Annotated in this window: 11 protein-coding genes; 9 read left to right on the top strand and 2 right to left on the bottom strand. The window is 53.1% G+C overall.

Going from position 1 to position 13471, the window contains the following annotated elements:
* Positions 1-26 precede the first annotated feature (26 nt).
* The 7 genes from FOE74_RS06455 (at position 27) to FOE74_RS06485 (ending at position 7925) form a co-directional block, all read left to right on the top strand.
* Complete coding sequence (locus tag FOE74_RS06455; protein WP_149097772.1) at positions 27-680, top strand: LolA family protein; 654 nt, start codon at positions 27-29, stop codon at positions 678-680.
* 761 nt (positions 681-1441) lie between these two features.
* Positions 1442-2272 (top strand): orotidine-5'-phosphate decarboxylase, encoded by an 831-nt coding sequence (gene pyrF / locus FOE74_RS06460; protein WP_149097773.1) that lies wholly within the window; start codon positions 1442-1444, stop codon positions 2270-2272.
* 95 nt (positions 2273-2367) lie between these two features.
* On the top strand, positions 2368-3669 hold the full coding sequence (locus FOE74_RS06465) for a DUF2851 family protein (protein ID WP_149097774.1): 1302 nt from the start codon (positions 2368-2370) through the stop codon (positions 3667-3669).
* A gap of 182 nt (positions 3670-3851) precedes the next feature.
* The gene (locus tag FOE74_RS06470) at positions 3852-4970 is read left to right on the top strand and encodes a hypothetical protein (RefSeq protein ID WP_149097775.1); all 1119 of its coding nucleotides are present in this window, start codon (positions 3852-3854) and stop codon (positions 4968-4970) included.
* A gap of 150 nt (positions 4971-5120) precedes the next feature.
* Positions 5121-5753 carry a NeuD/PglB/VioB family sugar acetyltransferase gene (locus FOE74_RS06475; protein ID WP_149097776.1) on the top strand — a complete coding sequence of 211 codons (633 nt, stop codon included), beginning with the start codon at positions 5121-5123 and terminating at the stop codon, positions 5751-5753.
* A gap of 180 nt (positions 5754-5933) precedes the next feature.
* Positions 5934-6902, top strand: coding sequence for an oxygen-dependent tRNA uridine(34) hydroxylase TrhO (trhO, locus tag FOE74_RS06480; RefSeq protein WP_149097777.1), 969 nt, complete (start codon positions 5934-5936; stop codon positions 6900-6902).
* Positions 6903-7061: 159 nt separating this feature from the next.
* Positions 7062-7925 (top strand): nucleoside phosphorylase, encoded by an 864-nt coding sequence (locus FOE74_RS06485; RefSeq protein WP_149097778.1) that lies wholly within the window; start codon positions 7062-7064, stop codon positions 7923-7925.
* 110 nt (positions 7926-8035) lie between these two features.
* Here FOE74_RS06485 and FOE74_RS06490 read toward each other — a convergent pair whose 3' ends face one another.
* A complete protein-coding gene (locus tag FOE74_RS06490; RefSeq protein WP_149097779.1) occupies positions 8036-8335 on the bottom strand; it encodes a hypothetical protein in 300 nt (99 codons plus the stop codon).
* 153 nt (positions 8336-8488) lie between these two features.
* Entirely contained in the window at positions 8489-9508 is a 1020-nt protein-coding gene (locus tag FOE74_RS06495) for an acyl-CoA reductase (protein WP_149097780.1), read from the bottom strand.
* Positions 9509-9633: 125 nt separating this feature from the next.
* Between FOE74_RS06495 and FOE74_RS06500 the strand changes: the two genes are divergently transcribed.
* Positions 9634-9984 carry a 4Fe-4S binding protein gene (locus FOE74_RS06500; RefSeq protein ID WP_149089117.1) on the top strand — a complete coding sequence of 117 codons (351 nt, stop codon included), beginning with the start codon at positions 9634-9636 and terminating at the stop codon, positions 9982-9984.
* A gap of 748 nt (positions 9985-10732) precedes the next feature.
* Positions 10733-13366: a valine--tRNA ligase gene (locus FOE74_RS06505; RefSeq protein ID WP_149097781.1), complete on the top strand. Its 2634-nt coding sequence runs from the start codon at positions 10733-10735 to the stop codon at positions 13364-13366.
* The last annotated feature ends 105 nt before the right edge of the window (positions 13367-13471 follow it).

Below are 13471 nucleotides of genomic sequence, written 5' to 3' on the forward strand. Positions count from 1 at the left end.
CAGTTATTCCATCTAAAGAACTACCCATGAAACGAATATTCTCATTTCTGCTCGCGCTGATAACCTTGGTACCCTTGGCCCAGGCGCAGAACGTGCAGAAAGACCCGCAGGCCGAAAAGGTATTGGATGCCATGAGCAAAAAATACCAGGCCATGAACGCCTTTAAGGTTGGTTTTACCCAAACCGTAGAGAGCCCATCAGCGAAGGTGAAGGAATCCATCAACGGAGACATCACAGTGTCAGGCAACAAGTACCGCCTGGCCGTGGCCGGACAGGAGATCATCAACAACGGCGCCACCGTCTGGACCATCATGAAGAAGGAGGGCGAAGTGACCATCTCAGACAATGACCCAGATGAGCAGGAGATGACCCCTAACCAAATCTACACGCTCTACAAGAATGGCTACCGCTACGTATATGCCGGCGAGGAGAAAGAGGGTGGTGAGGCTGTGCATGTGATTGATTTGACCCCCAATGACCGGGAGAACCAGATTTTCAAGGTGCGCCTCCACATCAGTAAAAAAGACAACTCCTTGAAGTCCTGGAAGATGTTCCGCAAGAACGGGAACCGGTATTCCTACAAGATCAACAAGTTCACGGCCAACCCGCCCGTAGATGCCGGCACCTTTGCCTTTGACCGCGCCAAGTACAAAGGCCTGAAAGTGGTAGACCTTCGGTAATTCTGAACATCACCAACAGAATCCTTCATAAAAACAGAGAGGCTCCCGCTGAAAAGCAGGAGCCTCTCTGTTTTGAGGCCATTTTCAAAAAAGTAGCCATGAAATCTGTTGCTTCAATATACCTGCCTGCCTGCCAGCCTCAAGGAACAGGAACCCCCTGAAACGGCAAAGACCTCACAGGTTTACCTGTGAGGTCTACCATTGTCTACTCACGCATAACCTATTCCAGTCTTTCCTTCGAGCGCCTCGCTTTTGGCCCTGGATAAACGATTGCTAAGCAGAACAGACAGCTCAGGCCGAAAGGGCAGTGCGAGAAGGGAAGACAGGGCCTCGCGGCCGTGAGCGCTTAGCGGCGGCTATGCAAAGAGCCGTACTTGGATCAACGCCAGCAGCGGAAATACCAAGGGAATAGCGTATCGCATGCACAAAACAGCTATAAGCAGAAGCAGAGAGGAAGGGCAGAGGCAATTGGTGCAGGAACCGCCATCTACGACAGTCCATCATTTAGAGGAGCCTTTTCCTCTGCGAGCGTGAGACAAGGCAGTGCCTTGTCTCTACCATACATCACAAAAGATAAAATCCATAATGGAAAAAATAAAGGAAAGGCGCTATTGCCCAGAAACCATGAACTCCTAGCGACCGCTTGGAGACAGCAAAGCTCCAGCTCCCCTAGGTCATTATCTTCAACGTCTATTTTTCGCCTGTTTTCCCTGAAACAAAGCGAAAACACTTTAGCTTTGTGTAGACTTACGTTTTGCCTCATGACCAGACAGGAACTATTTGAACAGATCCAGCGCAAGCGCTCGTATTTGTGCATCGGGTTAGATACAGACATCAAAAAGATCCCGCCGCACTTGCTCAAAGAAGAAGATCCGCTTTTTGAGTTCAACCGGCAAATCATTGAAGCCACGGCAGACCTGTGCGTGGCCTACAAGCCCAACATCGCCTTCTATGAAGCGCACGGTCCCAAAGGCTGGGTAAGCCTGGAGCGCACCTTAAAAGTTATTCCTCAGGATATTTTCACCGTCGCAGACGCCAAGCGCGGCGACATTGGCAATACCTCTGAGCTGTATGCCCGGGCCTTCTTTGACCAGATGTCTTTTGACTCGCTCACCGTGGCCCCGTACATGGGCATAGATTCAGTGACGCCTTTTCTGCAGTTCCCCAACAAATGGGTCATTCTTCTGGCGCTGACTTCTAACCCAGGGCATGATGATTTCCAGTTGCTGAGCGTGGTGTCTGAAGGCAAATCGTATTTTATGTTTGAGAAGGTGATCCAGAACAGCAAAGCCTGGGGAACCCCAGACAACATGATGTATGTGGTGGGGGCTACCCGCCATGATTACCTGGAGCGGGTGCGTTACCTGGCCCCCGACCACTTCCTGCTGGTGCCCGGCGTTGGTGCGCAGGGAGGCAGCCTGGAGGAAGTCTCTAAATTCGGCATGAACAAGCAATGTGGTCTTTTGGTCAACTCTGCCCGCCAGATTATCTATGCCTCCCAAGGGGAAGACTTCGCAGAGAAGGCTCGGGCCGCAGCTCTGGCCGTGCAGCAGGAAATGGAGCGGTATCTGAACGAATATCTTCCTAAGTAGGCGTTATTGCTTAATTCTGAAATAAATAGCCCATAAACGGGAACAGGGTCAGTTGCGTATGCGCAGGAAGGCTTTGACCCTTGTTCCCGTTTTCTATGAAAGAAGATTTCCTGCACTACGTCTGGCGTTTTCAGTACTATAAAAAGGAGGGCTTAGTCACCACCGCGGGCCAGGAAGTGGTGGTGTTGCAGCCGGGCTTGTACAATAAATCAGATGCTGGCCCAGACTTCTTCGGCGCCCGGGTACGGGTAGGTCCAACAGAATGGGTGGGCAGTGTGGAAATCCACCTCAAAGCTTCTGATTGGCGCCGGCACCAACACCATCAAGATGCCAAATACAACCAGGTGGTGTTGCACGTGGTGTGGGAAAATGATGCGCCCGTTTACCGCGAAGACGGTTCCGAGATGCCTACCCTGGAGCTGAGGGGGCGGGTGGCCCTGCCCTTGCAGGCGGCTTACCAGGAACTGCTCTGGAGCCAGGAAGTCCTTCCCTGTGCGGCCCAAGCCTCTTCCGTGGACCCGGTTTATAAATCTTCCATGATGGACCAGGCCTTGTTAAGCCGGCTGGAGGTCAAAGCAGGTCTGGTGCTGGAGCGCCTGGCCCAGAACCGGCAGGACTGGGAGAGCACCGTCTACCAGACATTGGCAGCCGGGTTTGGGTTCAAGATCAACCAGGAGGCTTTTCTGCAGCTCACGCAAGTGCTTCCCTGGAATATCGCGAACAAATACCGGCCGGTGCCCAAACAACTGGAGGCCCTGGTGTTTGGGCAGGCCGGGCTTTTGACGGAGAAGGAAGGGGAGATGCCAGACCCGAATGTAGAGGCCTTACAGAAAGAACACCACTATCTTCGGCAGAAACATTCCCTGTCTGAGCCGCTGCCACGAAGTGCCTGGAATTTCCTTCGGCTCAGGCCCGCCAATTTTCCGGCGGTTAGGTTGGGGCAGTGGTATGCGGTGCTGCGGGCGCACCCACACCTTTGGTCGGCTATGGTAGAATGTTCCACCCTGGACGAGTATTTTCGCTTTTTCAAGCAGACAGCCCCTTCATACTGGCAGACCCATACGAACCCCGGAAAAATGGCCTCTCGCCCATTTTCTATCATAGGGAGTGAAAGTATCCAGGGGCTATTGATCAACGTGGTCGCCCCACTGCTAGTGGCTTACAGCCGGCGCATGGACAATGCCACGTATCAGGAAAAGGCGGTGGAACTGCTGGAGACTCTTCCCAAAGAACAAAACAAAGTTACCCGCTTGTTTACCGGCCTCGGGTTCCCGCACCGCAGCGCCGCCGATTCGCAGGCGCTCTTAGGCCTGCACCACGCATACTGTGCTCCCCGGAAATGCGTACATTGCGCCATTGGGCATCGCCTGATGAAACAGAACCTTTCCCTTGCATGAACCTGCTTAACTGGCTGCATCTTCCACTTTTTTTGTTTTTGGTATACCTGCTGTGGAAGCCAGCAAAGGGGAAAAAGATAGAGTTGGTCTTCTGGCCTGCGCTCATTTTTAAGATTAGCTGTGGCGTGTTGCTGGGCTGGTTGTATCAGAATTACCTGAATGCGGGGCCTGGGCCATATGACATGGGAGACACCTGGACCTATCAAGCAGAGGTGCTTAAGGTGATAGCCGCCACAAAACAGGAGCCAGAATGGTTTCTGCGGTTTCTGGTCTTGGATGATACCAGTAAAGTTATCTTGGAATTCAGGGAGTACTCCAATTCCTTCTTTTTCCTGAAGCCCCTGGCGTTGCTGTATATGCTCACGGGGAACTCGTACTGGTGGAGCGGGGTTTACCTTTCCTTATTTAGTTTCTGGGGTTGCTGGTTTCTGGTGCTGCAGTTACGGCAGTATTATCCGGCATTCGGCTCGTCGGCAATAATAAGTTTCCTGTTTTTCCCCTCGGTGGTGTTCTGGACGAGTGGGGTCTTGAAAGACAGTGTGTTAATGGGAAGCCTTTGTCTTTCCGTTGGTTTGCTCCTTCAGCTATATCATGCGAGGAGCGCGCCTTCCGTGGCTTTGAAGGTTCTCCTGCTTTTGCCGTGCCTCTACCTGTTCTGGCGGATAAAATTCTTTTTAGCGGCCGTGCTGGTGGTATTGATGGGAACCTTCCTGTTGACCAAATGGGCGACGGGGCAATTTCCCTGGGTTTCCTCCAAGACCCGCCAGGGAATTTTGTGGGCAAGTATTTTATTAGTTGGGATTTTGGTAGCCTCTTTTGCGCACCCCGCTTTCACAATTAACTTCTTTGTTGAGCATCTGGTACACAATTACCGAAGCCTCTCCCAGATGACGGACCCAAGCAACCCGGTGCTCTCTTTCCCGCACCTCCAGCCAAGTCTGGGTTCCATTCTCTGGCACGCCCCATCGGCTATTTTGCAGATTTTGTTTCGGCCTTTTCTCTGGGAGCCGGCTCCTTTATTTTATAAGTTCATGGCCTTAGAGAACTTGTTTCTGCAATTACTGACAGCCACCACGGTCCTTTATTTGCTGCGCCGAAGGCAGTTGCCAAGGCTTCCTTCTTGTCTAGGGGTGCTATTGGTTTTCTTTTTCCTCTCTGCGGTGCTGGTCACGTTGCCCACGCCCAACCTGGGCTCCTTGCACCGGTACCGGGCGCCGCTGCTGCCATTTTTTCTGACGGTGGTGCTGGCTTGGGGACCAATCCCGGTTTGGCTGGACAGGGTGGTGGGAAGGCGAGAATAAGCTATTCCGTTTTCTTTGCCTATTTTTGCGGACGCCCCGTTTCCTGCTTTGTTTTCTAAAACTGACGTTAATGTGTGGCTGCTTTCTCCTTCATCAGGAAAAGCGTTTTTTTAAGGGGGCTTTGGGCCACCATAATCAATAAAGAAGCTTATGCAAAATCCGGTAATCATATTAGGCGCCCAGGAGTTGGGTGTGTTGGCGTTAGACGCCTTTCAGAGCAATGATGTTGTGGTGTACTGTTTCCTGGATGATCAGGTAGCCCTGCAACAGAAAGAAGTGAACGAGATTACGGTCATGGGAAACACCGAGGATGAGAACATCCTGAAGCTATTAGGCAAGAAATGCGACGTGTTCGTGGCCGCCGAGGACAACGCCACCCGTAAGAGCCTGACCAAGATGTTGAAGGACGAGTACAAGGTGATGCCGGTCAATGCTATCCATAAGTTCAGCTATGTCTCTGAGCACGCCTGGCTGGGTCACGGAAACTTCATTCAGGCAGGGGCCATCGTAAATTCCAACGCCAGAGTAGGGGACAACTGCATCATCGGGTCCCGGGCCGTGGTAGATGCCAACGCGGTCCTGGAAGACCATGTGCAGGTGGGAGCCGGCGCCATGGTCAACGCCGGGGTCACCATCGCCGAAGGTGCTTTTATTGGCACTGGGGCCGTGATCGTGGCGGGGGTGAAGATCGGGAAGAATGCCCGCGTAGGCGCCGGAGCCGTGGTGGTGGCAGATGTGGCCGCCAAGCAAACGGTATTCGGGAACCCTGCCAAACCTGTTTAGATTTAAGACACAGGACATAAGACGTAAGACACAAGACATAGGACTGATTTTTGTCATTTTCTGATTTCGGGCTGTTTTCCTTAAATTTGCCCTTAAATAGAACTCGGGAGGAAAGTCTTATGTCTTACATCCTGCGTCTTATGTCTAACCAACCACACACTTAGTCTGAAACTAAGCCGTATGAAAAAGTACAGTATCTTACTCTATTACCATTATACCAAGATTGAAGATCCGGAACTGTTCCGCGAGGAGCACCACCTGCTGTGTCTGGAACTGAACCTGCTAGGCCGCATCATTGTGGCCCCGGAAGGGTTGAACGGCACGGTGTCTGGCTTGGTAGCGGACTGCGAGGCCTACATGGCCGCCGTGAAAGCAGATCCCCGGTTTACCGGCATTGACTTCAAGGTAGATTATGTTGACGAGCACGCGTTTACCAAGTTGCACGTGCGCCACAAGCCCGAGATCGTGCATGCGGGCCTTCGTAACATTGACCCTACGGAACGTACCGGCGTGCATTTGTCGCCGCAGGAGTTCAAGGAGATGAAAGACCAGGAAGACGTGGTGGTGCTGGACGTGCGCTCTGACTATGAGCACAGCATGGGCAAGTTCAAGAACGCCGTCACCCTGGACATTGAGAACTTCAGGGAATTCCCGGAGAAGATTGACGAGCTGAAGGAGAAGTACGAGGGCAAGAAGATCCTGACCTACTGTACCGGGGGCATCAAGTGCGAGAAAGCGAGCGCGTTCCTGTTGGAGAAAGGCTTTGAGAACGTGTACCAACTGCATGGCGGCATCATCAAGTACGGCATGGAGGCCGGCGGCGAGGACTTCGAGGGCAAGTGCTATGTCTTTGATAACCGCGTGGCCGTAGACGTGAACAAGGTGAACCCGGTGGTCATTTCCCGGTGCCATGTGTGCGAAACCCCGTCGGCCAGAATGGTGAACTGCGCCAACCCGCACTGCAACCTGCACGTGCCTATCTGCGAGAGCTGCGGCACCAGAATGGACGGTGCCTGTTCCTCTACCTGCCAGGAACACCCTGATAGACGCCCTTATGACGGCACAGGCTATTATCAGAAAAACACCAACGGTTATAACCCGTACAAAGGGCTGAACCGCCGCAAGGCAGAGCAGCCCAAAGCCGGATAAACCATACCCACCAAAGTGGATAGCGCCGCTTGTTGCTGCAAAGCAAGGAGCTGGCGCTTTTTTTATACATTTAGCGGAAGATCATCGGCCTGCGTTGGGCGAAGGTGGCCTTGCTGCGTTTTCTGTCCTATTGTCTCACTATACTTTATACCTGAACCCATGGCCCGTATTCCAGAATCTGAATTAATCCTGAACCCAGATGGCAGTATCTACCACCTGAACCTGCTGCCCGAGCAGATCTCTGATACCATTATCACGGTGGGGGACCAGGACCGGGTGGCGCGGGTGAGCCGCCATTTTGATTCGCTGGAGGTGCAGGTAGCCAAGCGGGAGTTTGTGACCCACACCGGTTATTACAAAGGCAAGCGCATCTCCGTGGTGTCTACCGGCATTGGCACCGACAACATTGACATTGTGATGAATGAGCTGGACGCGCTGGTGAACATAGACTTCGTGAGCCGCGAGGCCCTGGAGGCGGAAGACCGGATCTCGCTCAGGATTGTGCGCATCGGCACATCGGGCGCCTTGCAGCAAGACGTGCCCCTGGGTAGCCATCTGGCCACAGAATACGCGGTAGGCCTGGACACGCTCATGCAGTTCTACCCGCTCATGGAAACCGGCTATGAGACAGAGATCGCCGTGAACCTGCAACTGGCGCTGGGCCTGGGATTCTTGCCCTACTGCGCCAAAGGCTCAGACCTGCTGCGGGAGCAGATCGCCTTTGACATGATCCATGGCCATACCTTCACCTGTCCGGGGTTCTATGCCCCGCAAGGTCGCTTGCTGCGCCTGCAGCCTAAGATTGAAGACGTGATCCAGAAGATGAGCAACTTCCGGTTTGAAGACGTGGTCTTCACCAATTTTGAGATGGAGACCGCGGGTATCTACAGCCTGGGCCGCTTGCTGGGCCATGAGGTGCTATCCCTCAACGCTATTGTGGCCAACCGCATCAACCATCAGTTCGCCCCCAACCCTGAGGCCGTTGTTGATGACCTTATTGTGAAGGTGCTGGACCGTATTTAGGGTTTTTTTCAAAAATCAACCTATAAACGGAAGGGCCTTTGGTAATGAACTACCAAAGGCCCTTCCGTTTATAGGTGCCAATCTTGCAGCCATTTCAGCTGGGAGAAGCCTTAGAAGAATTCTACCCCTAGAATAGCGTGCGTGGGCAAGGTAACCCCAGATTTGATGGTGGTGAACTCTTTGTCTGCCTGCCAGATAGTGGTTTGCATGCGCAGCACCTCGCCGCTGGCCACCTGGAACGTAAGCTCCACCTTTCCCTGGTAGCCGTTGCCCAGAAGGCTGGCTCTTTCCAGGCTGTGCTGCCGCTTCACTTTCTGTTCTTTGTCTTGAAGCACGTCATCTGGGCCAAACTGTAAGCGTGGGATCATTTCCTTCTCAATCAGTTGGTAATGGGGCGCGGTATTTTCCATGGTACGCTTGTTTAAAGTTGGTCTGTAAGCTTGGTGAAAAAACGAATTCTACCTATACAAACGGTTTTTAACACAATTTGGCTATGGAAAATCAAGGCAAAGGGTCTTATATGGTGTTTTAGGGTAGTTTTTTAGAACCAGCCCTAAAACCAATTAAAGTGTCTTCAGGAACTCCAAGGTATCTATCCCGTCGGCATAATCGCTGACGGCGGGGCATTGCGCCTGCCCAAAAGCGTAGCTGTTAGGCCAGAGGGCTTCCTGGGAAACCACGCACTGGAGCTTCTCTTTGATGGCCTCCAACTTCTGCGCCAGTTCCTGGTCATGGGCGTAGGTTTCATAAAACAGCACCGAAATAGGAGAGACCAGCGCCTGGCTCTCCGTCACCATCAGGAACCCGTTGTCCAGGTGAGGTACGCCGTTTACCAGATAAATAGACTTGTTGTAGTCATAGTTGTTCTGGTATTTGTGGTGGTTTACTACCTCTTTCTTGTATTCCAGAGCCTCAAACAAAGGAGAGAAGTCGTAGCCTTCGGGCACAAATGCTTTGGCCACGTTGCGGCAGCCCAGGCCGTAGTACCGCAGAATGTCGTCTCCCAGGGCGGTGAGTTCCTCTTTGGTTTCTTTGCCCGTGAGCACGGCCACGCTGGTGCGGTTCTTTCTGATGATGTGCGGCCTTTTGGCGAAGTAATACTCAAAGTAGCGGGCAGTGTTGTCTGAGCCGGTGGCAATGATGGCATCAGCGGTTTTCAGCATCTGCACCAACTGGATCTGCTCCTGGAAACCAGGCTCGAGCTCTACCAGTTTGTCCAGGAGGTGCGGCACCAGGAATGGGTCATCTGAACTGGGTTTGGCGTGCAGGATATGGCCGGCCAGAAGAATGCACAGCGCGTCATGGAACCCCACGGCCGGTATGTTGCCCGCCATCACCACGCCTACCTTCTTAGGGGCTTCATTGACTTGAGGGAAACCATAGCCTGCAATCCAGGCCGTCAACTGATTTTTCTCCAGCATGCCGGCCAGTCCGTCCAGCGCCGCTGAAACATTAGGTACGTCAAAGAAGTTATTGTGCTGGCCGGCCCGGCGGGCCAGGTATTCGCGCTCCTCCTGCGGAAGGTCCCGGAGGTATTCGCCTAATTTTATGAAGGCGGAGAGTCTGTGTTCTAAAGTTAACATGAAGGGGTAACAGTGGATGCGTGAGAAACGTTTGATACAATGCGCGCTAGGTATTACTTTTGCGCGCAGGATGGCGTACCTGCTAGTGGGTGCAAAATTACTAAAAAGAAACAGGAGATACGATTATGGCGATAATGATCACGGATGAGTGTATCAACTGCGGCGCATGTGAGCCGGAGTGCCCCAACACAGCTATCTACGAAGGTGGTGTGCAGTGGACGTGGGGAGATGGTACATCTCTGACCAAGGTAGAGATTGACGGCGGAGAAACAGTGGACGGCAAAGCCCCGCAACCACCTATCTCTGACGAATTCTATTACATAGTCTCTGACAAGTGCACGGAGTGCTGCGGTTTCCATGAGGAGCCCCAGTGCGCCGCCGTCTGCCCCGTAGACTGCTGCGTAGATGACCCAGACTACCGCGAGACCGAGGAAGCCTTGTTAGCCAAGAAAGAGTGGTTGCACGCCGCCAGCTAAACTTTCCATAAAGCTATTCAGGAAACCCGCCTCGTGCGGGTTTTTTGTTGTAAGGCGTTATGGGGCTGTTTTCTGTAAAACAACCGCAAAACGCTAGCTGAACAATGACACTCGTAGGACCTTCGGACACTACGAGGTCTTAACCCGTTAGCGCAAGTTGGCAGCTCGCGTCCGTACGCATTGCAAATCAAAACTCACCCTCTTTTGTCATCCTGAAAGGATCTTGTGCACAAGCGGTAAAGTCGTTTCTTCAGCGCCTTTCTAGTTCGCCCACAAGATCTTTACAAAATGACAGATAGTGGGAGAGTTTCCCATTCGCTTCGGTCTGTCCCCTGAAAGACCGAAGTAATGCCGCCTCGGAAGATGCTTTGTCCTGTCAGGGGAAAGGCGAACTAGAAAGGCATTGACTCATGAGGTACTACCGTTCGTTACCAAGATCCTTTCAGGATGACAAAAGGGAGTTGGGCTTTTATCTGCAATACGCGCCAACATAAGGTGCAAGCTCGCGCCAGCGGAGAAAAGACCTCGTAGTGTCCGGAGGTCCTACGAGTGTCTCACCCAGCCCCGTTTACCCTTTGTTTTTAGCAAAACAAGCCTGAAACTGATTTCTCACTCAAAGTAGAAGGTCTAATCTGCCGCAACTACCGGCTTCTAATTACAAATTACTATTTTTGCAGACACACGTGACAGGTGCCGGTTCTGCCAACATAGCACATCAGCACCTTAAAAAATTAGCACATTACCCAAGATGTCCATTCCTAAGACCTATAACCCCAAAGAAGTAGAAGACAAGTGGTATGCCACCTGGCTGGAGCGCGGCTTTTTCAAGTCGAAGCCTAACCCCAAGAAGCAGCCCTACACCGTGGTTATTCCGCCGCCCAACGTAACAGGCGTGCTGCACATGGGCCACATGCTCAACAATACCATTCAGGATGTGCTGGTGCGCCGCGCGCGCATGCAGGGCAAAGAGGCCTGCTGGGTACCCGGTACCGACCATGCCTCTATTGCCACCGAGGCCCGCGTAGTAGCCATGCTCAAGGAGAAAGGCATCAGCAAAAGTGACCTTACCCGCGAGGAGTTCCTGCAACACGCCTTTGAGTGGAAAGAGAAATATGGCGGCATCATTCTGGAGCAACTCAAGAAACTAGGTGCCTCCTGCGACTGGGACCGCACCCGTTTCACCATGGAGCCAGCCTTGACCGATGCCGTGATTCAGGTATTCGTGGACCTGTACCGCAAAGGACAGATCTACCGCGGTGTGCGCATGGTGAACTGGGATCCGCAGGGCATGACCGCGCTTTCTGACGAGGAAGTGAATTTCAAGCAGGTAAACGGCAAACTGTACTACCTGCGCTACGCCATAGAAGGTTCAGACGAAGTCCTCACCGTAGCTACCAAACGCCCGGAGACCATCATGGGCGATGTGGCCATCTGCGTGCACCCCGAAGACCCGCGTTACCAGCACCTCGCGGGCCAGAAAGCCATTATCCCGCTGGTGAACCGCGCCATTCCTATCATCTTTGATGAATACGTAGACCGCGAGTTCGGGACGGGCGTACTGAAAGTAACCCCGGCGCACGACATCAATGACTACGAGTTGGGCCAAAAGCACAACCTACCTAGTATTGACGTGCTCAACGACAACGGCACCATCCATGAGCGCGCCGGCCTGTACGTAGGCGAAGACCGCTTTGTGGTGCGCAAGAAAATCACCAAAGACCTGGATGCCCAGGGCCTGCTGGAGAAAGTAGAGGATTCCGTGTCTAACGTAGGTTTCTCTGAGCGTACTGATGCCGTGATTGAGCCCAAGCTGTCTATGCAGTGGTGGTGCAAGATGGACGCCATGGCCAAACCGGCGCTGGAGAACGTCATGAACGACACCATCAAGCTGCACCCGGCCAAGTTCAAGAACATGTACCGTTCCTGGATGGAGAACGTGCACGACTGGTGTATCTCGCGCCAACTGTGGTGGGGCCAGCAGATTCCGGCCTATTATCTGCCAGACGGCACCTTTGTGGTGGCCCGCACCGCCCAGGAAGCCCTGGAAGAAGCCCGTGCCAAAACCGGGAACCCAGAACTGCAGTTAACCGATCTTCGCCAGGACGAAGACGTGCTGGATACCTGGTTTTCTTCGTGGCTGTGGCCTATCTCCGTGTTTGACGGTTTCCAAGACCCGGACAACGAGGATATCAACTATTACTACCCCACCAATGACCTGGTGACCGCCCCGGAGATCCTGTTCTTCTGGGTAGCGCGCATGATCATGGCGGGCTATGAATTCCGGAAGGAACTGCCGTTCCAGAACGTGTACCTCACCGGGATCGTGCGTGACGCGCAGGGCCGCAAGATGTCTAAATCCCTGGGCAACTCGCCAGACCCGCTGGTGCTCATTGAGCAGTACGGCGCAGATGGGGTGCGGGCCGGTATGTTGTTCAGTTCTCCCGCCGGGAACGACCTGTTGTTTGACGAGAAACTCTGCGAGCAGGGCCGTAACTTCAGCAACAAGATCTGGAACGCGTTCCGTCTCATCAACGGCTGGGAAGTAGAGGAGAACCTGGAGAACCCGAACGAGAAAGCCATCAAGTGGTTTGACTCCAAGTTCAACGAGGCGCTCAACGTGCTGGAAGACCATTTTGACAAGTTCCGGATCTCAGACGCCTTGCTCACCGTGTACAAACTGGTGTGGGATGATTTCTGCTCTAACTACCTGGAGATGATCAAACCTGCCTTCGGGTCACCCATTGACACAGATACCTGGCAGGCCACCAATGAGTTCCTGGAGAAACTGATGAAAGTGCTGCACCCGTTCATGCCGTTCATCACAGAGGAAATCTGGAACTCCATGAAAGAGCGCGCGCCTAAAGATTGCCTGGTGGTAGCCGCCTGGCCAGAGAAAGGTAGAATTGAGGCTGATTTGCTGAAACAGACCGAATACGTGCTCAACGTGGTAGGCCAGATCAGAAACCAACGCAACAGCAAAAATATTTCACCAGCCAAAAAGCTGGCGCTGTACGTGCGGTTGGCGGAAGGTAAGAGCGCCATTGCCGGCTACGAGACCTTGGTGAGCAAACTGGCCAACCTGAGTGAGATCCAGGAGACCGAACAGCCGCTGGACAATTCCCTGTCCTTTGTGGTAGAGAGCGCTGAGTTCTTTATTCCCATGGAGGGCAATATTGACGCTGCTGCTGAACGCGAGCGCATCTTGAAGGAACTGGACTACACCAAAGGCTTCCTGGCCAGTGTGGCTAAAAAGCTGAGCAACGAACGCTTCGTGAGCGGTGCCCCAGAAGCCGTGATCACCGCAGAGCGCAAGAAGCAATCTGACGCTGAAGCCAAAATAGCGGCCCTGGAGCAAAGCCTCTCCGCCTTGCCGGCTGAATAGCCTTAACTTGAATTGATAAAAAAGAAAGCGGCTGCTCCCAAAGGGGCAGCCGCTTTCTTTTTTGCAAGGTTAAGATATTAAGTTATCTGGCGCGAGCCTCCAGGC

Source organism: Rufibacter glacialis, from assembly GCF_008271745.1.
Lineage (GTDB): Bacteria > Bacteroidota > Bacteroidia > Cytophagales > Hymenobacteraceae > Nibribacter > Nibribacter glacialis.